Consider the following 26,430-nt stretch of genomic DNA (forward strand, 5'->3'; position numbering starts at 1 on the left):
TTCTAAAGCGCCGGCCCGTCCCAGCGGTCTCGCGCAACCACTTCCTCGACCGGTCGCCGGGGGGCCGGCCGAAAGGTGCGCCCCGCGCGAAGCCGGCCCACCGGCAGCAGGCAACCCTGCACGTAGGTTTGCGGAATTCCGAGTAACTTTCGGACTTCTTCCTCGTGGTGCAGGTGCAGCGTCGTGACGCAGGTCCCGTATCCGCGGGTGTGCAGCGCGAGCTGAAAATTCCATACCGGCGGGAAGATCGACCCGTACAGCGTTGCCAGGTGGAACGATTCGTCACCGTCGATGCGGGGCAAGTAGGGCTCGTAGCAAGGGATTACCAGCAGCGGCACGCGGGCCATGTTCTCGACCAGCCACTCCGTGGACGACATGACCCGGCTCTCGGGCGTCCCCGCCGGCATGAGGTCGGCAAGCAACTGTCCGCCGACCCGCCGTAGGTAGGCCTCGCGATACAGCTCGGCGATCTTGGCGCGCAGCACCGGTTCGGTGATCACCAGCCAGCGCCACGACTGGGCGTTGGATCCGTTCGCGGCCTGCAGGGCGATCCGCAGGCATTCGCGGATGTCGTCGAGATCGACGGCCGCGTCCAGGTCGAGTGACTTGCGTGCCGACGGCGTCGCGGTGAGCAGATACTCGATGTCCATTAGTGACGTCCTCTCTTCGCAAGGCGCGCACCGATTTCGGTGAGGTGCCTGTCGGGGCCGCCGAGAAACGCGCTCCAGCCCAGCAGGCGCTTGAGATAGAGGTGGGCGTCGTGTTCCCAGGTGTAGCCGATGCCGCCGAACACCTGGATGGCGGTGTCGGCCACGGCGGCCAGCCGCCCCGCGAACGCCTTGGCCCGCAGCGCTGCAAGATGCCGCTCGTCGCCGGGTTGCCCGTCGGTGCCAGCGACCGCGTCGCTGGCCCACAGGGCGTGGATCACCCCGCTGCGGGCCAGCTCGACGGTCTCATACATGTCGACGCACAGATGCTGGATCGCCTGGAACGACCCGATCGGCTGACCGAATTGCCTTCGCGTTTTCGCGTATTCGACGGCGAGGTCCATGACGGCGCGCGCGGCGCCGAGCGCGTCGGCGGCGCCCGCGATCAGCACGTCGTCGGTCACCGCGGCGATTTGTGGCGCAGACGCGGGGCCCAGGCGCCGGGCGGGGGCCGCGTCGAACGTGACGCGAAAGTGCTTGCGGGTCGGGTCGACGCCGCGCTCGGCCGTGACCGAAACCCCCGGCGATGGGTTCCGCACCGCGAGAAGCTGGCCGTCGGCGAGCGCGAGCAGGACGTCGGCGGCAGCGGCGTCCCGCACTCCGGCGGCCTCGCCCCGCAGTACCGCGCCGTCGTCGCGCCGGGCGGCGACCATCGGTGCAGTGGACGCGTTGTCGAGGTCCAGGAAGCACACGGCGGCGATGGTGGTGCCGTCCGCGATCCCGCGCAGCAGTTCGGTGGCGGTATCGTTGGCGCCCAACAGGTTCAGCGCCCGCGGGGCGGCCACCGCAGTCGACAACCATGGTCCCGGATGCAGCGCGGCGCCCAGCTCTTCGGCGACGATGCCGGCCTCGACCATTGTCATGCCGGAGCCGCCATGGTCCTCCGGCACCAGCAGTCCGGTGGTGCCGAGACCGGCAAGCCCGCGCCATACGGCGTCGTCGGTTCCGGTCGGATCGTCGAGCAGCGGGCGAACATGATCGGAGATCGATGCCTTTTCGGCGAGAAAACGCCGGGTGGTGTCGCGCAGCGCCACCTGCTCGTCGGTGAGTTCGAGGTTCATGTCCGCGGCAGCCCCAGTACCCGTTGAGCGGTGATGTTCTTGTTGATCTGGCTGGTGCCGCCCGCGATGGTCAGCGCGCGCGACGTCAGACGGTAGTCCGCCCACGGCGCGCGGCCGTCACCGTTGCCCAGGACGTCGAAGGCGAGGGCGGCAAGGTCCTGCCCGATCTCGCCCCAGACGGTCTTGGCGAGGCTGGCCGACCCGAATGCATCACCGCCGTGCATCGTGGCCGAGATGGATCGCTGGCACAGGACTTCGAGATACTTGATGCGGACGGCGATTTCGCCGAGGCGTCGCAGGGTGACGGGGTCATTTAGCGCGCCAGGTGCGGCCGTGGCGAAGTCGTCCACCAGCTCTTCGAGTCGGACCTGCATCTCGGCGTAGAGCCGGGCGGCCCCCGCGCGCTCGTGGCTGAGCGTGGTGGTGGCCACCTGCCAGCCCGCATTGAGTGGCCCCAGCAACGCATCGGCCGGCACCCGCACGTCGTGAAAGAACACCTCGGCGAAGTCGGCGTCGCCGTTGAGCGTGACCAGCGGGCGCGCCTCGATGCCGGGCAGCCTCATGTCGACGATCAGGCAGGAGATCCCCTTGTGCTTGGGGGCGTCGGGGTCGGTGCGCACGTAGAGCTGACACCAGTCGGCCCGGTGTCCCAGCGACGTCCAGATCTTTTGGCCGTTCACGACGAAGTGGTCTGCGTCCCGAACCGCGCGGGTGCGCAGCGCCGCGAGGTCCGAGCCCGCCTCGGGTTCCGACATTCCCTGGCACCAGATGTCGTCGGCGCGCATCATGCGGGGGAGAAGGGTGAGCTTCTGGGACTCGGTGCCGTACTGCATGATGGCCGGCGCGATGTTGTTCAGCCCAATGACGTTGAGCGGCACCGGGGCTCGGGCTCGGGTGGTTTCCTCGGTGTAGACCAGTTGTTCGAGCACCGTCGCGCCGCGGCCGCCGTACTCACGCGGCCACGACACCGCGGCCCATCCCGCGTCGGCCATGGTCGCGTTCCACACCCGCAGCTTCTCGAACGCGGCATCGTCGCGGCCCGTGGGCCGGCGGGCGGCCACCAGCTCGTCGGTCAGGTGCTCCGCCAGCCAGTCACGCAGTTCGATGCGGAACTGTTCCACTTCCGCGGGGTATGAAAAGTCCACGTCGCCTTTTTCTTTGGCCTGTTACACGTCCCTTGCGACCAAGCCGGACTCTACGTTCGCGCCGATGCTTGGTCAATGACGCCGGAAGGCGGGCGAAAGGCGGCGAGCGCGCGATCCTGCCAGTCGATTCCCCGGGCGCAGCGCTGCATGCAATCGTAGCGCTCGGATCGGTCGGTCAGGTGCCGGACCTGTTGGCGCAATTCGTCATCCACGATCAGCTCCCGTGGTGTTGGGGGGTAGGGAATTCGATGGCGGTACCGCCCGGCATCGGGCTGACACCGCGGCGCGCGCACACTTCGAGCACCTCGTCGACGACGTCGTCGGCCACGCGCGAGTCGGGCGCTTCACCCGGAAGGCCCCGCATGCCGCCGCCGAGGTCGTTGACCACCACCGCGGCGCCGCGCCGGGCCAGGTCCAGCGCATAGAGCCGGCCGAGCCCGCGACCGGCGCCGGTGACCACCGCCACCCGGCCGCTGAAGTCAATCATGATGTGCTCCCGACTAACTCGTGTCCCGCGTGCGCCCCGTTGCGACAGACCAGCCCGGGCGATTGACTGCGCTCACGGCGGACTTTACGGTGGAACAGATATTTGGTCAACGACGGGTTCGGAGGTCGGGCGTGGCCCACGACGCACGTGGCGACCGGGTGCAGGGACTCGGGATGCTGGCCTCGGCGCTGGCGGGCCGGGCGGTGGCCATCGCCGAACTGCAACCGGGTGAATCTACGTGGACCGACGGCCAGACGATCTACCTCGACCCGGCCGCGCGCGGCCGCGCCCGGCTCGAGTCGGTTGCGGTGCAGGCCTCGTTGATCGCGGCCGGCAGTCTGGATCCCGACGTGGTGCGTCCCCTGGTGCGCCACCCGCGGCTGGCCAGACGCTACCTGGCGATCGAGGGCCATCGCGCATTGGTGAGTAACGCCGACCTGCTGCCGGGCGTCGTGGCGTCGGCCGGTGATCGCGACATCGCCGGTCGCAGTGACTCGCCCGCCGCGTCGCTGGGCCTCGCCTCGTCCCGGGGAACCATCGCGGACCCGCCACCGGAATTCGGCGTGATCCGTGCGGCGAAGGTGGTGGCGGCGGCCTCCCGAGCGGCCGCGCTGCAGAATCAGGCCGAACCGCAACATGTTCCGCGAAAGTCGGGCAACCGGAAACCGGAACTCGAGGAGCTCGACGACGGTGAGGTCGACGATTCCGACGACCCGGACTTGTTCACCAGCCCGGTGGGCGGGGGCGGATTCCTCGGCAAATGGTTGAAAAAGATGCTGTCCTCGGCGCGCAAGACCGGCAGCGGCGGCGGTCCGCCGGGCGCGGACAACCCGACCCATCGCACCAACTCCACCAAGCGCGGTGCCTACGCCGTGACGTCGCTGGCGTCGGCCCCCGGCGATGGCGGGGACGCTGAGGGCCCCGCGGCGGACGGGGTGCGGTATCCGGAATGGGATGTCGCGCGCAAGAGCTACCGGCCCGCGTGGTGCACAGTGCGTGAGGTCGAGCCGACGATCAAAGCGTCCGCGACACAGGCCATCGACGATGCCATCGGTGTGCGACGGCCACTGTCGCGGCTCGGCATGGGGTTGCACCGCCGCCATCGCCAGTCGCAAGGCGACGACATCGACATCGACGCCGCCGTCGAGGCCCGAGTCGAAGTGCGGGCCGGCTCGGTGCCTGACGAGGCGGTGTACCTCGACAGCCTGCGGCGCCGGCGCGACCTGTCGGTGCTGCTGCTGCTCGACGTGTCGGGGTCGGCGGGCGAGCCGGGAACCGTCGGGCGGACTGTGCACGAACAGCAGCGCGCCGCGGTCGCCAACCTCACCGTGGCGCTGCATGACCTGGGCGACCGCGTCGCGCTCTACGCCTACTACTCACAGGGCCGGCGCGCGGTGAGCATGATGCCCGTCAAGCGGTTCGACGACCATCTCAACGCTCAGGTCATCCGGCGGCTCAACAGCCTGGAACCCGGCGCGTACTCGCGACTCGGCGCGGCGATCCGCCACGGCTCGGCCGTCCTGGAGGCGCGCGGCGGAACGTCGCGGCGGCTGCTGGTGGTGCTGTCCGACGGCCTCGCCTACGACCACGGATACGAGCGCGCCTACGGTGCGGCGGACGCGCGGCGCGCGCTGACCGAGGCTCGCAGGCGGGGGACCGGCTGCGTGTGCCTGACCATCGGCGCGGGAACCGATGTGCAATCGCTGCGCAAGGTGTTCGGCAGCGCCGCCCACGCGACGATCGCGCGGCCCGATCAGCTGGCCGGCGTCGTCGGACCGCTGTTCCGGTCCGCCCTGCGCTCGGCGGAAGTTCGCCGCAGGGCGTCGGTGATGTCAAGTCCCAGAACACAGTTGGCGCACCAACTCGCCGTACCCGCTCGCCAGGACACTTGAAAACAAATATCTGTTCCGGTTAGGCTCCATGCGTCGGACGATCTGAAGGGAAGCTATGGCCAACGAGTCCGGGCTTGCATACTTCAACGGCGGTTCGTCCGAGGGGGAGACGCTGCGGCCCTATTACCAGGCGGTGGGAGGCGAAGAGGCCGTCTTCAAGGCGGCGTACCGCCAAGGCCTGTCGCTGGTCCTCAAAGGGCCGACGGGCTGCGGTAAGACGCGGTTCGTCGAGGCGATGGCCTATGACCTGGGCCGGCCGCTGATCACCGTCGCCTGTCATGACGACCTGACGACCGCGGACCTGGTCGGCCGGTATCTGTTGCGCGGTGACGAGACCGTCTGGGTGGACGGCCCGCTGACCCGGGCCGTGCGCGAGGGCGCGATCTGCTACCTCGACGAAGTGGTGGAAGCCCGGCAGGACACCACGGTGGTCCTGCATCCGCTCGCCGACCACCGGCGACAGCTGCCCATCGAGCGACTCGGCGTCACGCTGGACGCGGCCCCCGGATTCGGTCTGGTGGTGTCGTACAACCCCGGGTATCAGAGCGTGCTCAAGGATCTCAAGGATTCGACACGTCAGCGCATGGTCGCGATCGAATTCGACTTCCCCGCAGCCGATGTCGAAGAGGGGATCGTTGCGCACGAGGCCGGTGTGGACGGCGCGACCGCAGCCGGGTTGGTCCGTTTCGGTCAGGCGATTCGCCGGCTGGAGACCGGCGGGCTGCGCGAAGTCGCGTCGACGCGCGTGCTGATCGCGGCGGGCAGGCTGGTCGCCGAGGGGCTGAGCATGAAGGAAGCGGCCCGGGCCGCCATCGCGGGGCCACTGACCGATGACGTCGCCGTGGGCAAGGCCCTGGGCGAAATGATCGAGATTTACCTCGGCGGGCCCGACCGGCCCGGCGGGCCCGATGATTGACGCTGCATACCGCCCCCGCTAGGGTCTGAACAAATATTAGGTTTTTGGTTTGGGGACGCGCGCGAGTTTGTTCCTGGAGGTCAGATGTCCTACGAAAGCAGTGCTGAGCCGATCAAGGTCGGCTACCTGATGGACTTCACGCTGCCGCCGGGGTTTCCCGAGGATCTCTTCGCGTCCTTCACCCAGACCTTCGACCTCATCTTCGAAGAGGCGGTCGGCCAGGGACTGATGGACCGCCCCGTGCGGATGATCTACCGCGAGGTGGAGGGCCTGCCCAAGGGTTCGGTCAAGGCGGTGATCGACGCGTATGGCGAACTGGTCGACGAAGGCTGCCTGGTGGTCTTCGGTCCCAACATCACCGATAACTGCGTGCCGTTGCGCGAGGCGATCGAGGAGCGGTTCAAGGTGCCCGCGATCAGCGTGACCGGCACCGACGACTGGCTGGGCGAGTGGACCTTCGCCTTCCCCCAGGGATCGATGACCGACGAACCCATCTTCCTGGCCGACCTGATCGCCAAACGGGGACTCGCCGAGATCGGTGTCCTGGTCGAACAGAGCCTCATTGGTGAGAGCTACCTGAAGAACCTGCGAAGTGCCTGCCGGCGCAAGGGCATTCGGATCGCAGCGGAAGTGGCGATCGCCCAGACGGCCCAGGACATCAACGCCGCGGTCCAGACGCTGCACGAGGCAAAGGCCGAGGCGATCGTGCACCTCGGATTCGGATTCGGGATCGTCTTCATCAACCCGGCGCTCGAGGCGATCGGCTGGGACCCACCCCGTTTCACCACCACCGCGTGGCAGAACGCCTGGGTGAACCCGATCATGTGGAACGCGTTCATGGGCTGGATCGGTATCGACCAGTACGACGAGGCGAACCGGATCGGCCAGGACTTCCTCGACAGTTACGCGATGAAGTACGACGGCAGTCGTCCCGAGTTCTGCGTGACGGTGGTGAATCGCGACGTCGCCGCGACACTGGTGCGCGCGTTCACCGACGCGCACCCGCTCAGCCCGCGCGGCGTCAAGGAGGCGCTGGAGCGGGTGAAGATGATGCCCGCCGCCTCGGGGGCGCCCGGAACCCGGATCTCCTTCGGCAAGTGGACGCGACGGGCCTGGATGGGCGCCGGGTATCTGGTGGCCCGGACGCTCGATGCCGACGGCATCAACTCGCATCTGGTTGATCGCTTCGGCGAGGAAGGCTGACGACGATGTCCACCGAACAGTCCACACCGCCTGCCGCGCAACAGGAACCGATCGCCCCACCGCGAACCAACAGGCGCCGCTGGGGCGGTTGGATCTCCGGCGCCGCGCTGGCCGCCTTCGCGTTGTTCTTCATCGCGAATTGCCGGGTGGCCCTTGACCCGCGTGTGGCGAACCCGAACGTGCAGGGGCGGCCGCGCCCGGTGAAGTTCATGTTCGGGCTGGACTACATCGGCTTCCTGGACTGGGCCACCGTGGTGGCGCTGCTCGTGCTGTTGATCGTCTTCATCAGGGGCTGGCGCCGCAACCCCGGCAGCCCGGCGATGCTGATGTTCTTGTGCACCACGCTGATCGTGTGGCAGGACCCGATCATGAACTGGTCGCCGTTCGCGGTCTACAACCCCGATCTCGTGCACTGGCCGGAATCCTGGCCGCTGGTGTCGTTGTCGCCGACGGTCGAGCCGTTCGTGGTCTTCGGTTACGTGATGTTCTACTTCGGCCCCTACTTCCCCGCCGTCTGGCTGCTCCGCAAGCTGCAGGCGAAATACGGGCCCACGAGCTATGTGTCGCGGCACCCCTTGGTGTGCCTGGGTCTGATCACCCTGGTGATCGGTTTCGTCTTCGACGCCTTCCTGGAGAACACCCTCGTCCACTGGGGCATGTACATCTACTCACAGGTCATCCCGTGGGGATCGCTGTTCACCGGCACCACCTTCCAGTTCCCGTTGATCTGGGAGTCGTTCTCGGTGTGCTTCGTGATGGTGCCGGCCGCGATTCTGTGTTACCGCGACGACACGGGTAAGTCGGTCGCCGAAAAGCTTGCCGCCAAAGCGAAGTTGTTCCCGAGCCGACCGGTGCTAGGCACGTTCCTGGTGATGTTCGTCATCATCAACGTGTCCTACTTCGCCTACGGCGGCTGGTTCTGGGTCATCAAGGTCAGCCATGCCGCCACCTCGGTGGCCTGCCCCTGGCCGTACCCGGAAGCCAAAGTGTATGACCCGCAAGGCTTCTACGAAAAGGCCGGCGCGCAGGGTCCGTTCTCGGTCGGCATCTGGTCGACGTGGGCGAGCGGGGAGCCCAACGGTCGGCCCCACGTCGAGCCCCCGCCACCGGGCGAAGGCGCGTGCGCGACCACTCCTGCCGTGAGCAACCATGGCTGACCCGCGCACGGTCGTCATCACCGGCGCGTCGCGGGGGCTGGGGTTCGCCTCGGCGGTGCGGCTGTATCGGGAAGGCTGGCGGGTGGTCGCGGCCATGCGCACACCCGATGAGGGAATGCCGCTGCTGCGTCAGGCGATTCAAGACCGGGGGCTGTCCCCTGACGATGACCGGTTGATCGGTGTGCAGCTCGACCTGACCGACACCGCGTCGATCACCGCGGCAGCCAAGGCGATCGAAGAGGCCGTGGGCGCACCGTATGCGCTGGTGCACAATGCGGGCATCTCCGCGGCCGGGATGGTAGAGGAGACCGACATGGGGCTGTGGCAGCGCATGTTCGCCACCAGCGTCCTGGGGCCCGTCGCGCTCACCCAGGCGCTGCTGCCCTCGATGCGCGCGGCGGGCGCGGGCCGAATTGTGTTGGTGTCCAGCGCCGCTGGGGTACGCGGTCAGCCCGCCACCGCGCCGTACTCGGCGGCCAAGGGGGCGCTGGAGCGGTGGGGGGAATCGATGGCGTGCGAAATCGCGCCCTTCGGTCTCGGGGTCACCGTGGTGGTCGCCGGCACGTACGACACCGAGATCATCACCGACGCCGGCACCACCGACGACCGCGATTTCGGCGGCCCGTACGCCCGACTGCACAACACCATGAACAGCCGCGGCCGCTTCGCGATGAAAATGGCCCGGCCGCCCGAGCGCTTCACCGACGGCCTGCTCAAGGCGCTCGAGGACCGGGTGCCATTCCGCCGCCGCGGTATCGGCCCGGACGCCTCGATGCTGCTGGCCGCCAGCAGGATCCTGCCCGTGTCGGGCATGCACCACGTGTCGCGGATTGTGCTGGGCATACCCAGGCAGGGGTCGATGCGCGGTGGCGCGTGGCCGTTGACCGTCAGCCAGAAGGCGATGGTGATGGCCGCAAAAATCATTCCGGCGCCGGTGCTGCAGCGCCTGGCATCGCTGGCAGCCAAGCGCCACAAAGGAAACGAGGGGAACTGATGGAACAGCTGTTCGACGACTTGGAGGATTTCGGCGCCTTCGACGACGCGATCTCCGGTGACGTGCGTGACCCGTACACCGAGCTGGCCCGGCTGCGCCGCGAGGACCCGGTGCAGCGACTCGAGACGTCGGGAGCGCTTCCGCACGAGGAATCTCTGCCGATGTTCATCGTGTATCGCCACGAGGACATCCAGCAGATGTTGCGCGACAACGAGACGTTTTCCTCCTCCGCCGTCATCGCCGCATTCGGTCCGGTGCTGGGTGAAGGCGTGATGCTCGGCATGGACGAGCCCATCCACGGCCGGCTGCGTTCGCTGGTATCGAAGGCGTTCTCGCAGAAGTCGTTGGCGCGCTGGCAGGACGAGTTGGTCGGGCGCGTGGCGAACAGCCTGATCGACAACTTCGCGTCCAACGGAAAGGCAGACCTGGTCAAAGAATTCACCTTCGACTACCCGAGCCAGATCATCGCGGGATTGCTGGGCTTGCCGGAAGCGGACTACCCGCAGTTCCAGCGGTGGTCGATTTCGCTGCTGAGTTGGTTGATGAACCCGGATCGTGGGCTCGCGGCCTCCGCCGCGCTGTGCGAGTACTTCGCGCCGATACTCGAGGCCCGCCGGGCAGAGCCGAAGGACGACTTGATCAGTGCGCTCGCCGCGGCCGAGATCGACGGCGAAAAGCTCGCGGACGAGGAGATCTTCTCGTTCCTGCGCTTGCTGCTGCCCGCCGGGGTGGAGACCACGTATCGCTCGCTGGGCAGCCTGCTGCTCGCGCTGCTGTCCGATCCCGAGCAGTTGGACGCCATCCGCGCGGATCGTTCACTGCTGCCGCAGGCCATCGAGGAGGGCGTGCGCTGGGAATCGCCGCTGTTGACCATCACGCGGGTGGCGACTCGCGACACCGAACTCGGCGGCGTGGCGATCCCCGCCGGCGCGACCGTGATGCCGATGCTCGGTTCGGCCAACCGGCAAGACGATCGCTATCCGAATCCGGACACGTTCGACATTCACCGGGAGGCCCGGGCACACCTGGGCTGGGGGCACGGCGTGCACGTCTGTCTCGGCATGCACCTGGCGCGGCTCGAGATGCGCACCGCCATCAACCTTCTGCTCGACCGGCTGCCGAACCTTCGGCTGGATCCCGACGGGGACGACCCCCACATCCGCGGGCAGGTCTTCCGGTCGCCGACGTCGGTGCCGGTGCTGTTCGACCCCCAATAAGCCGCCCCGCGGCCGGCTGCGCCTTGCCAATCGGCTAGTTTCCGGTAAGGCTCTCCGTAGCCCTTCAACGACCCAGAAGAGAGTGACAGATATGACTGAGGCTGTAAAGGTCCGCTTCGAGCCGAAGATGATGATCGACGGCAAGCTCGTCGACGGGCAGGCCGGCACCTTCACCAACATCAACCCGGCGACCGAGGAGTCGCTCGGCGAGGTGGCCGACGCCTCGATCCAGGACATGCACCGGGCCATCGACGCCGCCCGGCGCGCGTTCGACGAGACCGACTGGTCGACCAACCGCGAACTGCGCAAGCGCTGCCTGTTGCAGCTGCACGAGGCGATCGAATCGGAGAAGGAAGAACTGCGCGAGGAGCTCATCCTCGAGGTCGGCTCGCCCCGGGCCATCACGTTCGGCCCCCAGCTGGACGCCCCGCTGGAAGACGGGCTGAAGTACCCCGCCCGGTTGATCGACGAGTACGCGTGGGAAACCGACCTGGGCGACAAGGTCATCAGCCTCACCGGCACGCTGACCACCCGCAAGGTATGGCGGGAACCGGTGGGTGTGGTCGGCGCGATCGTGCCGTGGAACTTCCCATTCGAAGTCACCCTCAACAAGCTCGGCCAGGCGCTGGGCACCGGCAACACGGTGGTGCTCAAGCCGGCACCGAACACGCCGTTCAACGCCACCCGGCTCGGCCGGTTGATCGCCGAGAAGACCGACATCCCCGCCGGTGTGGTCAACGTCGTCACCGCGTCGGATCACTTCGTGGGCGAGGAGCTCACGCTGTCACCGAAGGTCGACCTGATCTCCTTCACCGGTTCGACGGTGGTCGGCAAGCGGATCATGGAAAAGGGTGCGGCCACCATGAAGCGGCTGTTCCTGGAGCTCGGCGGCAAATCGGCCACCATCGTGCTCGAGGACGCCGACTTCGGGACCGCCTGCATGGTCGGCATCGCGCCGTGCATGCACGCCGGTCAGGGTTGCGCCAACCCGACCCGGCTGCTGCTGCCGCGGTCCCGCTACGACGAGGGCGTGGAGATCCTCAAGAACATCTACGAGAACGTCACCTGTGGCGACCCGCAGGACCCCGCCACGCTGTGCGGTCCGGTGATCTCGCAGCGACAGTTCGAGCGGGTGACGGGCTACATCAAGAAGGGCGTGGAGGAAGGTGCCACGGCGCTGGTCGGCGGTCCCGACGCCCCGACCGGCTTCGACAAGGGATACTTCGTCCGGCCAACGCTTTTCACCAACGTCGACAACAAGATGACCATCGCGCAAGAGGAGATCTTCGGCCCGGTGCTCTCGGTCATTCCGTTCGACGACGAGGAGGACGCGATCCGGATCGCCAACGACAGCGTGTACGGGTTGGCCGGCAATGTGTTCGCGGGCTCCCTCGAGCGCGCGCTGTCGGTGACCCGCCGCATCAAGGCTGGCTTCATGGGTGTCAACGGCGGCGCCCCGTACGGCGCCGACACCCCGTTCGGTGGCTACAAGGAAAGCGGTGTGGGTCGCCAGAACGGTGTCGCCGGGTTCGACCAGTACACCGAGGTCAAGTCGGTCGCCTACCCCGCCGGCTGAGGCGGCGCGACCTGGTCGCGCCCCCAAAACGGCTGTGCCGGCGTCTTTTACGTGACGTCCGGGTGCGCCGGAACAGGCGATAGCGCGTGCGGCGAGGCAGTTGGTCACCGCGGCCCCACACCCCTGCGGCCGCGGTGACCGCTGGGACGCGGCCTCGCCGACCCCCGATTACCGGGCGAGAAGCACCCCGGGCTGCGCCCTCCCAACCCCTTGGTTGACAATCGTGGCAAGACTCACTCGTTTTCGAAGCCCACGTGTCAAAGGAGACAAGACCATGGCTGAAGCCGTCATCGTCGAGGCAGTGCGTTCACCGATCGGGAAGCGCAACGGCGGATTGTCCGGGCTGCACCCGGCGGACCTGTCCGCCCAGGTGCTCAACGGCCTGGTCGACAGGGCCGGCGTCGACCCGGGCATCGTCGACGACGTCATCTGGGGCTGCGTCATGCAGGCCGGCGAGCAGGCCCTCGACATCGGCCGCACCGCGCTGCTGACCGCCGGCTGGCCCGAGACCGTCCCCGGCGTGACCGTCGACCGCCAGTGCGGGTCGAGCCAGCAGTCCATCCACTTCGCGGCCGCCGGGGTGATCGCCGGGCACTACGACGTCGTCGTTGCCGGCGGGGTCGAGTCGATGTCGCGCACCCCGATGGGGGCGTCGCTGGCCAACGGCGGACGGCCGTACTCGCAGGCCTTCCTGGACCGCTACGAGGGCCAGATCCCCAACCAGGGCATCGGGGCGGAGATGATCGCCGAGAAGTGGGGTTTCGACCGCACGGCGCTCGACGAGTTCTCGTTGGCCTCGCACGAAAAGGCTGCGGCCGCACAGGATTCCGGCGCCTTCGATGACCAGATCGTGGGCATCAAGGACCAGGACGGAAACGTGGTGCTCAAAGACGAGGGCATCCGGCGCGGTACGCCGATGGAGAAGATGGCCTCGCTGAAGCCGGCGTTCAAGGAAGACGGCGTGATCCACGCCGGTAACTCGTCGCAGATCTCCGACGGTTCGGCGGCGCTGCTGTTCATGTCCGCCGAGAAGGCCAAGGAGCTGGGCCTCAAGCCGATCGCCAAGGTGCACACCGCGTCGCTCGCCGGTGCCGACCCGGTGATCATGCTGACCGCGCCCATCCCGGCGACGCAGAAGGTGCTCAAGAAATCCGGGCTGTCCATCGACGACATCGGCGCCTACGAGGTCAACGAGGCATTCGCGCCGGTTCCGCTGGCGTGGCTCAAGGACATCGGCGCCGACGAGAAGAAGCTCAACCCCAACGGCGGCGCGATCGCGCTGGGCCACCCGCTCGGCGGATCCGGCGCCCGGATCATGACCACTCTGCTTTATCACATGCGGGACAAGGGAATTCGCTACGGTCTGCAGACCATGTGTGAGGGTGGCGGCCAGGCCAACGCCACCATCGTGGAACTGTTGTGACCGAAGCGCCCGGCGCCCTGGCGGAACGCCGGGGCAACGTGATGGTGATAACCATCAACCGGCCGGAGGCCCGCAACGCGGTCAACGCCGCGGTCAGCATCGGCGTCGGGGATGCGCTCGAAGCGGCGCAAGACGATCCCGAGGTGCGGGCGGTGGTGCTCACCGGCGCGGGCGACAAGTCGTTCTGCGCCGGTGCCGACCTCAAGGCGATCGCTCGCCGCGAAAACCTGTACCACCCCGACCATCCCGAGTGGGGCTTCGCCGGCTACGTCCATCACTTCATCGACAAGCCCACGATCGCGGCGGTGAACGGGACCGCCCTGGGCGGTGGCACCGAGCTGGCGTTGGCCAGTGACCTGGTGGTGGCCGACGAGCGGGCCCAATTCGGGCTCCCCGAGGTCAAGCGTGGGCTGATCGCCGCCGCCGGTGGCGTTTTCCGCATCGCGCAGCAGCTGCCCCGCAAGGTCGCGATGCAACTGCTGCTGACCGGCGAGCCGCTCACCGCGGCCGCCGCCTGCGAGTGGGGGCTGATCAACGAGGTCGCCGCGGCGGGCTCGGTGCTGGACGCCGCGCTGGCGCTGGCCGCGCGGGTCACCGTCAACGCGCCGCTGTCGGTGCAGGCCAGCAAGCGCGTCGCCTACGGCGTCGACGACGGGGTCGTCGTCGACGACGAGCCGGGATGGGAGCGCACCGTGCGCGAGATGCGGGCCCTGCTCAAGTCCGAGGACGCCAAAGAGGGGCCGCTGGCGTTCGCCGAGAAGCGGGAGCCGGTCTGGAAGGCCCGCTAGAAGCACCGCGAGCAGTCGCAAAAGCACGCGAAAGCACCCAAAATCCGCCGTTTTGGGTGCTTTTGCGTCTGCTCGCGCTTCCTGCCGACTAGTGCGCCAGGACGTTGACCCCGCGGCGAAACACCGCCGGTAGCAGGGTGCACGCCGGCACGACGGCCCGGCGCACCACGGGCGGCGTGCTGGCCAGCACCAGCCCGCGGGTCAGCAGCCGGTAGTCGCGGGTGATCCGGTGCCACGCCTTCTCGTAGGACGCCGGCGTCTCGGCGGCGATGGCCTCGACGGCCGCGGCGGCCTGCTTGAGGGCGAGACTGATGCCCTCGCCGGTCAGGGCGTCCTCGTAACCCGCGGCGTCGCCGACCAGCAGGACGCGGCCCGCGACGCGCCGCGAAACCACCTGGCGCAGGGGACCGCACCCGCGCGGCTGCCCGCGGCTTGCGCCGTCCAGCTGCCGGGCCAGCCGCGGGAACCAGGCCAGATCGGGCCGGCCGCGCGACAGGATTGCCACGCCGACCAGATCGGGCTCGACCGGCGTCACGTAGGCCTCGCCCCAGCGCGACCAGTGCACCTCGACGAAGTCGGTCCACGCCGGCACCCGGTAATGCCAACGCACGCCGTAGCGTCGCGGCGTTCCCGCCGTCGTCGCGATGCCGACGTCCCGCCGGACCTGCGAATGCAGGCCGTCGGCCGCCACCAACCACCTCGCGCGCACCCCGGCGGCCGAGACGCCGTGCGCGTCCTGCCGGACGCTGGTCACCCGCGCGCGGATCCACTCGGTGTCTTGCTCTTTGGCGCGCGCGGCCAGCGCCGCGTGCAGCGTCGTGCGACGCACGCCTCGACCCGGCCCGCCGCGAAACGGCGCCTGGGCCCGCCGTCGTTCGCTCGCGTAGGCGATGCCGTGAAACGGCATGCCGGCGGGGTCGACGCCCAGCGCGGTCAGCTCGGCCAGGCCGCCGGGCATCAGCCCCTCACCGCAGGCCTTGTCGATGGGGCCCTCGCGCGGCTCGGCAACGATCACCGAAAGCCCAAGGCGTCGAGCGTGTAACGCCGTGGCCAGGCCGCCCGGGCCGCCGCCGACGATCAGCACGTCCGCGTCGTAATCGGTCATGTGTAACCCAGAGCCGCGTCTTCCACCTGCAGACGCACCCTCAGCAACGCGGCATTGGCGAGTGTGAAGATGGCCGCGGTCAGCCACGCGGTGTGCACCAGCGGCAACGCCAACCCCTCAGCCACCACTGCAACATAGTTCGGATGGTGCAGCCAGCGGTAGGGACCTCGTCGCACCAGCGGGGCCTGCGGCAGCACGATCACCCGGGTGTTCCACCGCCGGCCCAGCGTCGCGATGCACCACCAGCGCAGCGCCTGGCTGGCCGCCACCACCGCCAGCATCGGCCAGCCCAGCCATCCAATGAAGGGCCGGTGCAGCGCCCACGGTTCGACGAGGCAACCGACCAGCAGCGCGGTGTGGATGACCACCATCACCGGATAGTGCGATCGGCCAAACTCCTTGGCGCCCTGGGTAAACGACCATCGCGCGTTGCGGGTCGACACCACCAGCTCCGCGACGCGCTCGACCCCCACGGCCAGCACCAGCAGGTAATACATGGCTACAGTCTTTACCAGCCCTACCAGGCCAGCAGCACCAGCTCGGAGCAGAACGCCGGGCCCATTGCGATCATCAGGCCGATCGAACCCGGCGCCGGCGGCTCGGCCATGTTGGCCGCGAGCACGTCGAGCACCGACACCGACGACAGATTGCCGTTCTCGCGCAACGACTTTCGGGTGCGGTCGAGGGCGTCCGCGGGCAGGTCCAACCCGTTCTCGACGGCCTCGATCACCCGGGGCCCGCCCGGGTGACACACCCAGGTCGTCACGTCGTGGGGGTGCAGACCGTAGTCGGCGAGGAAGTCGCGGACGTCGTCGCCCAGGTATTTTTCGGCGATGGTGGCGATGTCGGCGGAGAGCACGATGCGGAATCCGTCGCCGCCGATCTTCCAGCCCATGACGTCTTCGGTGTCGGGATAGATCCGGCTCCGGGTGGCCAGCACCCGAGGCCCGGCGTGCTCGGGGCCGGCGCGGCGGGCGCCCTCGCTGATCACCACGGCCGCGCCGTCGCCGAAAAGGCTGGTGGCGACCAGGTTGGCGACCGACGCGTCGTCGCGCTGGATGGTCAGCGAGCACAGTTCGACCGCGAGCAGCGCGGCGGTGTGGTCGGGGAAGGCGCGCAGATAATCGTGCATGCGCGCCACTCCGGCCGCGCCCGCCACACAGCCCAGCCCGAACAGCGGGACGCGTTTGACGTCGGGCCGCAGCCCGACCCGCGTCGCCAAGCGCGCCTCCAGCGTCGGTACGGCGAGGCCGGTGACCGTCGTCGAAAACACGATGTCGAGCTCCGACGGTTTGACCTTGGCCTCGTCCAGGGCCGCCAGAAGTGCCTGCTCGCCGAGGTCGAGCGCGACGTCGAGGTAGGCGTCGTTGGCCTCGGTGAAGCCGCTCAGCTCGCGGTAGCGGGGCAGCCGCAAGGCCGTGTTGCGGAACTCGACGCCGCTGCTGCGGCCGAAACGGCGGAAATCGGGCCCGGCGATGTCGGTCAGCGCGCGGATGGCCTCGTGTTGCGTGTAGCGATTGGGCGGGAACTTCACCGCCACGCCGGTGATGGATGGATATTTCACCGCGACGTCCGCGGTGCCCCCAGTGAACTTCTTCATGCACCCGGACACGGTGCCGTGGCCGCACCGGTTCAAATCGGTCTTTGCGTCGCGCGGGTCATGACCCAGATGGTCGGGCTAGGGTCGGGGTATGCGGGTTCTGGTCACCGGTGCCACCGGCTATGTGGGATCACGACTGGTCACGGCGCTGCTGGAAAACCAGCACCAGGTGGTGGCCGCGACGCGAAACCCGTTGCGGCTCAAGCGCTTCGGCTGGTTCGACAACATCACCCCGGTGACCCTCGACGCCGCCGACCCGGCGTCGCTGCGAGTGGCCTTCGCCGGCTGCGACCCCATTGACGTGGTGTATTACCTGGTGCACGCCATCGGTCAGCCCGGATTCCGCGACGCGGACAAGTCCGCGGCCGCCAACCTCGCCACCGCGGCCCGCGACGCCGGGGTGCGCCGCATCGTGTACCTGGGCGGCTTCGTGCCCGCCGACGAGGCGTTATCCGAGCACCTGACCAGCCGGGCCGAGGTGGCCGAGGCGCTCACCGTCCCGGATGGCCCGGAGCTGGTGTGGCTCGGCGCGGCGATGATCATCGGCGCCGGCTCGACGTCGTTCGAGATGATGCGCTACGTGGGGGACCGCTTCCCGGTCATCCCGATACCGAGCTGGATGGACAACCCGATCGACCCGATCTCCATCCGTGACGTCCTGCACTATCTCGTCGCCGCGGCCGATCGCGACCAGGTGCCCGCGGGCGCCTACGACATCTCCGGGCCCGATACCACGTCGTATCGGCGGCTGCTCAAGACCTATGCCCGCATCTCGGGGCGCTGGCATACCGGCTTGTCGGTCGGCAGGGTCGACACCGGGCTGGCGTCGCTGATCACCGGCGTCGCCCTGCCGGTGCCCCCTGGACTGGCCGGGGACCTGGTCGAGTCGCTGGACCACCCGATGGTGGCGTCTGTCAGCGACCTGCGCGAGCGGGTACCCGATCCGCCCGGCGGCCTACTCGGCATCGACGACGCCATCGCGCTGGCGCTGCGCGGCCGGTCCCATCAGCGGCCGCGCCCGGTCAACGCCCTGGCCGACCCGCACGACCTCGCCAACACCGACGCCGCCTGGGCCGGTGGCGATGCGCGACGCATCCGCCAACTCGCCCAGCGCGTCACCCCCTCCATCGCGCGGCCGACCCTGGGGCTGGTGAACATGGTCCCCGGCCCGGTTGCCGGAGCGCTTCGCGCCGGCCTCGACATCCTGATCGCCCTGACCCCGAAGGTGCGCCCCGCATGAGCCAGTCAACGACCCCGTACCACAGCAGCGTCTACGCCGAGTTGCGCCGCGCGGTCACCAATGTTGCTGTGCCGCATCACGAACCGCCGTCCGTCGTGCGGCGGCGGCGCGTCGTCGTGGCGATCACACTGGTGGTCGGCGCGGTGGTGCTGGGTTACTCGTTGCGGCGCCATCCCGGGGAGACCAGCTTCTACTGGCTGACGCTGGCGCTCGCGGCGGTGTGGACCGCCGGTGCGCTGGTCTCCGGGCCGCTGCACCTGGGCGGCATCTGCTGGCGCGGCCGCAACCAGCGGCCGGTCATCACGGGAACCACCGTCGGCCTCCTGGTCGGGGGCGCGTTCGTCGTAGGCGGGCTGATCGCCCGGGAGATCCCGGCCGTCTCCGACCTGATCACCCGGGTGCTGCTCTTCGCGCATCAGGGCTCGTATCTGCTGGTCGTGCTGATTACGGTGATCAACGGCGTCGCCGAGGAGCTGTTCTTTCGCGGCGCGCTCTACACGGCGCTGGGCCGATACCACCCGGTGCTGATCTCCACGCTGCTGTACACCGCCGCGACCATGGCCAGCGGCAACCCCATGCTGGGATTCGCCGCGATCATCCTGGGCACGGTGTGCGCGCTGGAGCGCCGCGCCAGCGGCGGCGTGCTGGCGCCGGTGCTGACCCACGTCGGCTGGGGACTGATCATGGTGCTGGTCTTGCCGCCGATGTTTGGGGTCTGAGTCAGGCCGACGCGACGACCTCGCGCGCCAGGGTCCGCAGCGCCGCGACGCGCAGCGGCCATACCGTGAGCCGGTACACCCGGCCCGCGACGCCGCTCGGCACGAAGATCACCCGCTGCGTGTACCGGCTGCCGCCGCCGTCGAGCGGTCGGACCGTGATCTCCAGCCACGCCCGGCCCGCCGGGTGCGACGCCGAATGCAGCCGCAGCGTGACACCGGGATCGCTGTCCTCGACGGTCCAGCCGTTGAGCGGTAGGCGGCGCCGCCACCGCCGGGCGGCGGTCGCGGCGCGGGCCGCCGACCACACGTCGCCGGGCCCGGCGGCGGCGGTCGCGGTCCGCACGCGGGTGTAGACGATCTCGCCGGCCCAGGCGGGGTCGCTGGGCAACGGCTCGGCCGGCTCGGACCGCAGCGAGGACCAGCTGGCGTCGGGGAGACCGCGCGCGGCGCGCTGCAGCGCCAACTCGACCGCGCGGCGGTATCCGGTGAGCCCGCCCGGTGGCGGCGCGATGATGTCGTCGATATCGGAATCGCCCGTCACCGCATCGCATTCCAGCGACTCGACCAGCGGCCGCGCCAGGCCGGACGGGATCGGGGTCACCAGACCCACCCAGAGGCTGGCGATCGCCGGCGTCAGAAACGGCAGCACGTACAGATAGCGGGTGCCCAGACCCGCGACCTCGGCGTAGACCCGCATCATGTCGCCGTACTCCAACACGTCGGGACCACCGATGTCCCAGGTCCGTGACTTCGGGACCGGCGCGGTCGCCGCCGCCGCCAGGTAGTGCAGCACGTCGCGCACCGCGATCGGCTGGATCCGGTTGTGCACCCACTTCGGCGTGGTCATCACCGGCAACCGGTCGGTGAGGTGCCGGATCATTTCGAACGACGCGGATCCCGAGCCGATGACCACCCCGGCCTGCAAGACAACGGTCTCGATGCCCGAGTCGATGAGCGCCTCGCCGACGGCTCTGCGTGACGCGAGATGCGGTGAGAGATCGGTGTTTTCGGGATGCAGTCCACTCAGGTAGACCACCCGCCGCACCCCGGAACGCCGCGCGGCCGTCACGACATTGCCGGCGGCGCGGGTCTCCTCGGCGGCGAAATCCTTCGATGTTCCCATCGAGTGGACCAGGTAGTACACCACGTCGATTCCGTCGAACGCGGCGATCAGCGAATCGACGTCACCGAGGTCGCCGCGCGCCACCTCCACTTGTTGCCGCCACGGCACCCCCGCCAGCTTGTCGGGGTCGCGCGCCAACGCCCGAACGTGATGTCCCTCGTCCAGCAGGCGGGGGACCAGGCGCCCGCCGATGTAGCCGGTCGCACCGGTCACCAGGCACCGCACCTGTTCGGGCATCGCTCCTCCGTCGCTCATCAGCCGTTGTTCTCTGACGAGGAGGATTACCGCATCGGCGCGGACTCAAGCGTTGCGCCGCGTCGGCGCAACGATATTCAGCGATCGGTGAAGTTCGGCGTGCGGCGCTGCTGGAAGGCCGTGGCGCCCTCGACGAAGTCCGGGGACTTCAACAGCACCGACTGCCCGTCGAACTCCCGCTGCAGGGCCGGATCCAATGCGGTGAGCGTGGCCGCGTTGATCGCCAGCTTGGTCTTGGCGAACGCAACAGCCGGGCCGCCCAACAACCGTGCGATCACCTTGTCCACCTCGGCGTCGAAGTCGTCGGGCGGGTAGACCGCGGTGACCAGCCCCCAGGACAGCGCGTCGGCGGCGGTCAACCGTTCGGGAAGCAACGCCATCTGCATGGCCCGGATCCGGCCGATCGCGGCCGCGATCAACGCCGACGCGCCGCCGTCGGGCATCAATCCGATCTTGGTGAAGGCGAGCATGAAAAACGCGCTCTCCGAAGCCAATACGACGTCACAGGCCAAGGCGATGGAAACGCCGACCCCGGCCGCGGGCCCCTGGACGACCGCGACCACCGGGTGGGGCAGCGCGGCGATCGCGCGCACCAGCCGGTTGATCTCGAGGATGATCTCGTCCGGCGGGACACCACCGCCGTCGGAGACGTCGTCGGCGCTGATGCCCGCGCCCGAGCTGAAGCCGCGTCCGGCGCCGCCGAGCCGCACCACCTTGACCTCGGGGTCGGTCGCGGCGTACTCCATCGCGTCGGCGATTCCGGTGATCACCGGAATGGTCAGCGAATTCAGGCTGTCGGGCCGATTGATGGTCACCGAGAACACGCCGCCGGACAGCGTGACGTCGAGGCCTGCGACGGGGGCGAGGGTGGCGATCGCGGATGAAGGCATGGGCTCACCATAAGTGACCGGGCTGCGCGCGCCACGGGCACGGCTGCGAAGATGTCGAACGACCGGTTGTTTGAGCACGAACGGTCCAAGGCGTCAGAGCGGACGAAAGGTCGGTGGATCATGGCTGGACCGTTGAACGGGCTGCGTGTTGTCGAGTTGGCCGGCATCGGGCCGGGCCCCCACGCCGCGATGATCCTGGGGGATCTGGGTGCCGACGTGGTGCGCATCGACCGGCCCTCCTCTTCTGCCGCGGCCGGCGGCGGAGGTGCAGCCAAGGACGCGATGATGCGCAACCGCCGCGTGGTGACCGCCGATCTGAAATCCGACGACGGTCGCGACCTCGTCCTCAAACTGATCGCCAAGGCCGACGTGCTGATCGAGGGCTACCGCCCGGGTGTCACCGAGCGCCTCGGCCTCGGGCCCGAAGACTGCGCGAAGGTCAATGACCGGCTGGTCTACGCCCGGATGACCGGCTGGGGCCAGACCGGCCCGCGCAGCCAGCAGGCCGGCCACGACATCAACTACATCTCGCTCAACGGCATCCTGCATTCCATCGGCCGGGCGAACGAACGGCCCGTCCCACCGCTGAACCTCGTCGGGGACTTCGGCGGCGGCTCGATGTTTTTGCTGCTGGGCATCCTGTCCGCGCTGTGGGAGCGGCAGACCTCCGGCAAGGGGCAGGTCGTCGACGCGGCGATGGTGGACGGCTCGAGCGTGCTCGTCCAGATGATGTGGCAGATGCGTTCGTCGGGCATGTGGACCGACGCGCGTGGCACCAACCTGCTCGACGGCGGCGCCCCCTACTACGACACCTACGAATGCGCCGACGGCCGCTACGTCGCGGTCGGCGCCATCGAGCCGCAGTTCTACGCCGCCATGCTGACCGGGTTGGGCCTGGACGGCGCGGACCTGCCCGGGCAGAACGACGTCGGCCGCTGGCCCGAACTGCGCGCGGTGCTCACCGAGAAGTTCGCCAGCCAGGACCGCGACCACTGGGCCAAGGTGTTCGCCGACTCCGACGCGTGCGTGACGCCGATCCTGGCGTTCGGCGAGGTGCAGACCGAGCCGCACATCACCGAGCGCAACACCTTCTACGAGGTCGACGGAGGCCTGCAGCCGCTGCCGGCGCCGCGGTTCTCCCGCACTGCGCCGGAGATGCCGCGTCCCGCGGCGCCGGTGGCCGACGCCGAAGCCGTCCTCAAGGACTGGGTATAGTCCCAACCAACCAGTTGGCTGGATTCGAGGAGATCAGGGAAGGACTCGCATGGAGATCAAAGACGCCGTCGCCGTCGTCACCGGGGGCGCCTCAGGCCTGGGCCTGGCCACCACCAAGCGGCTGCTCGACCGCGGCGCCCAGGTGGTCGTGATCGACCTGCGCGGCGAGGAAGCCGTCCGCGAACTGGGCGACCGCGCCCGCTTCGTCGAGGCCGACGTCACCGACGAGGCCGCCGTCGGCAAGGCGCTGGACGCCGCGGAGTCCATGGGCACGCTGCGCATCAACGTCAACTGCGCCGGCATCGGCAACGCCATCAAGACGCTGTCGAAGGACGGCCCGTTCCCGCTGGACGGCTTCAAGAAGGTCATCGGCGTCAACCTGATCGGCACCTTCAACGTGCTGCGGTTAGCCGCCGAGCGTATCGCCAAGACCGAAGCCATCGGGGAGGAGCGAGGCGTCATCATCAACACCGCCTCGGTCGCCGCGTTCGAGGGCCAGATCGGCCAGGCCGCTTACTCGGCGTCCAAGGGCGGCGTCGTCGGCATGACGCTGCCGATCGCCCGCGACCTGTCGCGCGAACTGATCCGCGTGGTGACCATCGCGCCCGGGCTGTTCAAGACCCCGCTGCTGGGCTCGCTGCCCGAAGAGGCGCAGGCCTCGCTGGGCAAGCAGGTGCCGCACCCGGCCCGGCTGGGCGACCCCGACGAGTACGGCGCGCTGGCCGTCCACATCGTCGAGAACCCGATGCTCAACGGCGAGGTCATCCGCCTCGATGGCGCCATTCGGATGGCGCCCCGCTAGGGGCGTACCGTCGCTCGACAACACGAAAGCCCCCCGCGTCGGCGGGGGGCTTTCGTGATGACCACGATCGATGGTTACTTGCGGAACCACCGACTGACGGAGGGTTCGGCCATTAACAGCCGTGCGAGCATGCTCATGGTCTGGCTCAGCTCGCCGCTTGCAGTTCGTCGAACTGCTCCGAGGTCTCGCCTTCCACCAGCACGTCGCCGTGGTAGAGAGCCTCGAAGTCGACCTTGATGACATCGGCACTTGCGTCGTCGATCCACATGACACTGAGCGTATGGGCCACCTTTAAGGAAACTTTGAGTCACGATTCGGAAAATGGTGGCAATTTACCCGCGGGTAGGGTGGCCGCCATTTCCGCTGGAATTTGTCTCCTGAGCTGCTTAGTTGCGACACATTTTTCTGGCCGGACTCTTACCGTGTGCCGGGTTTAAAAACTCGGCATTGAACGGTGCGCCCGCCCTCCTGCGTGCTTAAGGACAACACTGTTCGACGCGTGGACATTAGCGTTTGTTACGTTGTCGCGGACTAGCCAGCGGCCAGCGCAACGGGGCACCGGCAGCGGAAGGGCTCACCATGCTGCAGAAAATCGCCCGAGTCGCGATCGCGGCGCCGCGCCGGATCATCGCGATAGGCGTGCTGGTTTTCATCGCCGCCGCCGTCTTCGGCATTCCCGTCGCCAAAAGCTTGTCTCCCGGCGGCTTCCAGGATCCGGACTCGGAGTCCGCCCGCGCCATCGACGTGTTGACCGACAAGTTCGGTCAGAGCGGTCAGCAGATGCTGATCCTGGTGACGGCCCCCGGCGGTACCAACAGCGAACAAGCCCGCGCGGTGGGCACCGACCTCGTTGGCCAACTGCAACGGTCCCCGCTGGTCTACAACGCGTCCTCGCCGTGGACCGGAACGGCGCCGCGCGACCTGGTGAGCCGCGACGGCAAGTCGGGACTCATCGTGGTCAACCTCAAGGGCGGCGAAAACTTCGTTCAAAACAACGCCCAGACCCTGGCGGACCAGTTCGTCCACGACCGGGACGGTGTCACCGTCCGCGCCGGCGGCGCGGCCATGCAGTACGCGCAGATCAACAAGCAGAACCAGGACGACCTGCTGGTCATGGAGATGATCGCGCTGCCGCTGAGCTTCCTGGTGCTGATCTGGGTGTTCGGCGGGTTGCTGGCCGCCGCGCTGCCGATGGCGCTGGGTGCGCTGGCCGTCGTCGGTTCGATGTCGGTGTTGCGGCTAGTCACCTTCACCACCGAGGTGTCGATCTTCGCCCTCAACCTCAGCACCGCCCTGGGCCTGGCGCTGGCCATCGACTACACGCTGCTCATCGTCAGCCGCTACCGCGACGAACTGGCCGACGGCCACGACCGCGACGAGGCGCTCATCCGGACGATGGCCACCTCCGGGCGCACGGTGCTGTTCTCCGCGGTCACCGTGGCGCTGTCGATGTCGGCGACGGTGGCCTTCCCGATGTACTTCCTCAAGTCGTTCGCCTACGCCGGGGTGGCCACCGTCGCCTTCGTCGCCACCGCCTCGATCGTGATCACCCCCGCGGCGATCGTGCTGCTGGGCGACCGGCTGGACGCGTTCAATGTGCGGCGGCTCTTGCGGCGAACGCTCCGGCGGCCCGAACCGGCGCGCAAGCCCGTCGAGCAACAGTTCTGGTATCGGTCGAGCAAGTTCGTGATGCGCCGCTGGGCGCCGATCGGGCTGGCCGTCGTGGGCCTGCTCCTGCTGCTCGGGCTGCCGTTCTTCTCGGTGAAGTGGGGGTTCCCGGACGACCGGGTGCTTCCGCGCTCGGCGTCGGCACATCAGGTCGGGGACCGGTTGCGCAGCGACTTCGCCGACGACTCCGCGACATCGGTGCCCGTCGTCATCCCCGATGCCTCCGGCCTGAACCCGGGGGACTTCGACACCTACGCCGCCGACCTCTCGCGGGTGCCCGACGTCGCGGCGGTCTCCGCGCCCGGGGGCACCTTCACGGCCGGAAACCGGGTGGGGCCGCCGTCCGGGGCGACAGGGCTGGCCCAGGGCAGCGCCTTCCTGACCGTCAGCAGTACGGCGCCGCTGTTCTCCGCGGCGAACGACGCCCAGCTCGCGCGGTTGCACGGCGTTCCCGGCCCGGCCGGCCGGGCCGTCGAGATGGGCGGGGTGGCGCAGGTCAACCGTGACAGCGTCGACGCGGTGACCGAACGGCTCCCGCTGGTCCTCGGGCTGATGGCCGCGATCACCTTCGTGCTGCTGTTCCTGCTGACCGGCAGCGTGCTGCTACCGGTGAAGGCGCTCGCGTGCAACTTCCTGTCGCTGACCGCGGCCTTCGGCGCGCTGGTGTGGATCTTCCAGGACGGCCATCTCGGTGCGCTCGGCACCACGCCGAGCGGGACGCTGGTGGCCAACATGCCGGTGTTGCTGTTCTGCATCGCCTTCGGGCTGTCGATGGACTACGAGGTGTTCCTGCTCTCCCGGATCCGGGAGTACTGGCTGGCGTCCGGCGCCGCCCGGCCCGCCACGCCGTCCCCGAAGCAGGCCCACGCCGCCAACGACGAGAGCGTGGCCCTCGGTGTCGCCCGCACCGGCCGGGTGATCACCGCGGCCGCGTTGGTGATGTCGATGTCGTTTGCCGCGCTGATCGCCGCCCACGTCTCGTTCATGCGGATGTTCGGGCTGGGCCTGGTGCTGGCCGTGTTCGCCGACGCCACCCTGGTGCGGATGGTGGTCGTCCCGGCCTTCATGCACGTGATGGGCCGCTGGAATTGGTGGGCGCCGAAGCCCCTGGCGTGGCTGCACGATCGGTTCGGCATCAGCGAAGGGGCGGAACCGGCGCGCCGCGAGCCGATCCCGGGGCCGGTTCCCGGGGCAGCGCTCGCCGAGCCGGTGCCCAATATCGGTTAACGGCCGATCCATCGTGTCGT

The 26,430-nt window shown here is 68.7% G+C and carries 24 protein-coding genes and 1 pseudogene; 14 read left to right on the forward strand and 11 right to left on the reverse strand.

The features are described 5' to 3' along the window. Nucleotides 1–2: 2 nt before the first annotated feature. From G6N26_RS23615 to G6N26_RS26375, 5 genes and pseudogenes are all read right to left on the reverse strand, one after another. A complete protein-coding gene (locus G6N26_RS23615; protein ID WP_083016986.1) occupies nucleotides 3–650 on the reverse strand; it encodes a nitroreductase family protein in 648 nt (215 codons plus the stop codon). Continuing rightward, nucleotides 650–1,768, reverse strand: a complete 1,119-nt coding sequence (locus tag G6N26_RS23620; RefSeq protein WP_083016982.1) for an acyl-CoA dehydrogenase family protein — start codon at nucleotides 1,766–1,768, stop codon at nucleotides 650–652. Before G6N26_RS23620 ends, G6N26_RS23615 begins: the two co-directional genes overlap by 1 nt. After that, nucleotides 1,765–2,913: an acyl-CoA dehydrogenase family protein gene (locus tag G6N26_RS23625; RefSeq protein ID WP_083016979.1), complete on the reverse strand. Its 1,149-nt coding sequence runs from the start codon at nucleotides 2,911–2,913 to the stop codon at nucleotides 1,765–1,767. The genes G6N26_RS23620 and G6N26_RS23625 overlap by 4 nt, the downstream gene beginning before the upstream one ends. A 50-nt stretch (nucleotides 2,914–2,963) precedes the next feature. Then, nucleotides 2,964–3,125: a hypothetical protein gene (locus G6N26_RS23630; RefSeq protein ID WP_225323393.1), complete on the reverse strand. Its 162-nt coding sequence runs from the start codon at nucleotides 3,123–3,125 to the stop codon at nucleotides 2,964–2,966. A 35-nt stretch (nucleotides 3,126–3,160) separates the two neighbouring features. After that, a pseudogene (locus G6N26_RS26375) lies at nucleotides 3,161–3,400 on the reverse strand (short-chain dehydrogenase); the annotation flags it as partial. Nucleotides 3,401–3,573: 173 nt separating this feature from the next. Here G6N26_RS26375 and G6N26_RS23640 point away from each other — a divergent pair. The 9 genes from G6N26_RS23640 to G6N26_RS23680 all read left to right on the forward strand — a co-directional run bounded on the left by G6N26_RS23640 (nucleotide 3,574) and on the right by G6N26_RS23680 (nucleotide 14,566). Next, on the forward strand, nucleotides 3,574–5,292 hold the full coding sequence (locus G6N26_RS23640) for a nitric oxide reductase activation protein NorD (RefSeq protein WP_276058313.1): 1,719 nt from the start codon (nucleotides 3,574–3,576) through the stop codon (nucleotides 5,290–5,292). A 55-nt stretch (nucleotides 5,293–5,347) separates the two neighbouring features. Next, entirely contained in the window at nucleotides 5,348–6,208 is an 861-nt protein-coding gene (locus tag G6N26_RS23645) for a CbbQ/NirQ/NorQ/GpvN family protein (RefSeq protein WP_083016972.1), read from the forward strand. An 84-nt stretch (nucleotides 6,209–6,292) separates the two neighbouring features. Beyond that, entirely contained in the window at nucleotides 6,293–7,411 is a 1,119-nt protein-coding gene (locus G6N26_RS23650; protein ID WP_083016968.1) for an ABC transporter substrate-binding protein, read from the forward strand. A gap of 5 nt (nucleotides 7,412–7,416) precedes the next feature. Then, nucleotides 7,417–8,568, forward strand: coding sequence for a spirocyclase AveC family protein (locus G6N26_RS23655; protein WP_083016964.1), 1,152 nt, complete (start codon nucleotides 7,417–7,419; stop codon nucleotides 8,566–8,568). Further along, on the forward strand, nucleotides 8,561–9,562 hold the full coding sequence (locus G6N26_RS23660; protein ID WP_083016961.1) for an SDR family oxidoreductase: 1,002 nt from the start codon (nucleotides 8,561–8,563) through the stop codon (nucleotides 9,560–9,562). Before G6N26_RS23655 ends, G6N26_RS23660 begins: the two co-directional genes overlap by 8 nt. Next, nucleotides 9,562–10,779 (forward strand): cytochrome P450, encoded by a 1,218-nt coding sequence (locus tag G6N26_RS23665; protein WP_067168260.1) that lies wholly within the window; start codon nucleotides 9,562–9,564, stop codon nucleotides 10,777–10,779. Before G6N26_RS23660 ends, G6N26_RS23665 begins: the two co-directional genes overlap by 1 nt. 91 nt (nucleotides 10,780–10,870) lie before the next feature. After that, nucleotides 10,871–12,355, forward strand: a complete 1,485-nt coding sequence (locus G6N26_RS23670) for an aldehyde dehydrogenase family protein (protein WP_067168261.1) — start codon at nucleotides 10,871–10,873, stop codon at nucleotides 12,353–12,355. A 274-nt stretch (nucleotides 12,356–12,629) separates the two neighbouring features. Beyond that, complete coding sequence (locus tag G6N26_RS23675) at nucleotides 12,630–13,778, forward strand: thiolase family protein (RefSeq protein ID WP_067168262.1); 1,149 nt, start codon at nucleotides 12,630–12,632, stop codon at nucleotides 13,776–13,778. Beyond that, nucleotides 13,775–14,566, forward strand: coding sequence for a crotonase/enoyl-CoA hydratase family protein (locus G6N26_RS23680; protein ID WP_083016957.1), 792 nt, complete (start codon nucleotides 13,775–13,777; stop codon nucleotides 14,564–14,566). Before G6N26_RS23675 ends, G6N26_RS23680 begins: the two co-directional genes overlap by 4 nt. Nucleotides 14,567–14,654: 88 nt before the next feature. Here G6N26_RS23680 and G6N26_RS23685 read toward each other — a convergent pair whose 3' ends face one another. Genes G6N26_RS23685 through G6N26_RS23695 form a run of 3 tightly spaced genes read right to left on the reverse strand, consistent with a single transcriptional unit; the run spans nucleotide 14,655 to nucleotide 17,271 of the window. Then, entirely contained in the window at nucleotides 14,655–15,671 is a 1,017-nt protein-coding gene (locus G6N26_RS23685) for an NAD(P)/FAD-dependent oxidoreductase (RefSeq protein ID WP_083016953.1), read from the reverse strand. Further along, nucleotides 15,668–16,168, reverse strand: coding sequence for an isoprenylcysteine carboxyl methyltransferase family protein (locus G6N26_RS23690; RefSeq protein WP_067172724.1), 501 nt, complete (start codon nucleotides 16,166–16,168; stop codon nucleotides 15,668–15,670). The genes G6N26_RS23685 and G6N26_RS23690 overlap by 4 nt, the downstream gene beginning before the upstream one ends. Nucleotides 16,169–16,188: 20 nt before the next feature. Further along, complete coding sequence (locus G6N26_RS23695) at nucleotides 16,189–17,271, reverse strand: type III polyketide synthase (protein WP_083016951.1); 1,083 nt, start codon at nucleotides 17,269–17,271, stop codon at nucleotides 16,189–16,191. A gap of 91 nt (nucleotides 17,272–17,362) precedes the next feature. Between G6N26_RS23695 and G6N26_RS23700 the strand changes: the two genes are divergently transcribed. Then, on the forward strand, nucleotides 17,363–18,511 hold the full coding sequence (locus G6N26_RS23700) for an NAD(P)H-binding protein (protein WP_083016947.1): 1,149 nt from the start codon (nucleotides 17,363–17,365) through the stop codon (nucleotides 18,509–18,511). Beyond that, on the forward strand, nucleotides 18,508–19,230 hold the full coding sequence (locus G6N26_RS23705; protein WP_083016944.1) for a CPBP family intramembrane glutamic endopeptidase: 723 nt from the start codon (nucleotides 18,508–18,510) through the stop codon (nucleotides 19,228–19,230). Before G6N26_RS23700 ends, G6N26_RS23705 begins: the two co-directional genes overlap by 4 nt. A gap of 1 nt (nucleotide 19,231) precedes the next feature. Here the strand turns inward: G6N26_RS23705 and G6N26_RS23710 are convergent, their stop codons facing one another. Both G6N26_RS23710 and G6N26_RS23715 read right to left on the reverse strand, forming a co-directional pair. After that, entirely contained in the window at nucleotides 19,232–20,590 is a 1,359-nt protein-coding gene (locus G6N26_RS23710) for a DUF2867 domain-containing protein (protein ID WP_083016940.1), read from the reverse strand. Nucleotides 20,591–20,685: 95 nt separating this feature from the next. Further along, a complete protein-coding gene (locus G6N26_RS23715) occupies nucleotides 20,686–21,498 on the reverse strand; it encodes an enoyl-CoA hydratase (protein ID WP_067172739.1) in 813 nt (270 codons plus the stop codon). Between the two features lie 120 nt (nucleotides 21,499–21,618). On the opposite strand from G6N26_RS23715, the gene G6N26_RS23720 reads away from it, so the two are divergent. Together G6N26_RS23720 and G6N26_RS23725 are read left to right on the forward strand one after the other, a co-directional pair. Continuing rightward, nucleotides 21,619–22,713 (forward strand): CaiB/BaiF CoA transferase family protein, encoded by a 1,095-nt coding sequence (locus G6N26_RS23720; protein ID WP_083017067.1) that lies wholly within the window; start codon nucleotides 21,619–21,621, stop codon nucleotides 22,711–22,713. A 49-nt stretch (nucleotides 22,714–22,762) separates the two neighbouring features. Then, the gene (locus tag G6N26_RS23725; RefSeq protein WP_067172743.1) at nucleotides 22,763–23,515 is read left to right on the forward strand and encodes a 3-hydroxyacyl-CoA dehydrogenase; all 753 of its coding nucleotides are present in this window, start codon (nucleotides 22,763–22,765) and stop codon (nucleotides 23,513–23,515) included. A 145-nt stretch (nucleotides 23,516–23,660) separates the two neighbouring features. Here the strand turns inward: G6N26_RS23725 and G6N26_RS26380 are convergent, their stop codons facing one another. Further along, nucleotides 23,661–23,783: a hypothetical protein gene (locus G6N26_RS26380; RefSeq protein WP_095576679.1), complete on the reverse strand. Its 123-nt coding sequence runs from the start codon at nucleotides 23,781–23,783 to the stop codon at nucleotides 23,661–23,663. A gap of 311 nt (nucleotides 23,784–24,094) precedes the next feature. Between G6N26_RS26380 and G6N26_RS23730 the strand changes: the two genes are divergently transcribed. Then, nucleotides 24,095–26,410 carry an MMPL family transporter gene (locus G6N26_RS23730; RefSeq protein WP_083016936.1) on the forward strand — a complete coding sequence of 772 codons (2,316 nt, stop codon included), beginning with the start codon at nucleotides 24,095–24,097 and terminating at the stop codon, nucleotides 26,408–26,410. Nucleotides 26,411–26,430 lie beyond the last annotated feature (20 nt).

It is taken from the genome of Mycobacterium marseillense (assembly GCF_010731675.1).
Lineage (GTDB): Bacteria > Actinomycetota > Actinomycetes > Mycobacteriales > Mycobacteriaceae > Mycobacterium > Mycobacterium marseillense.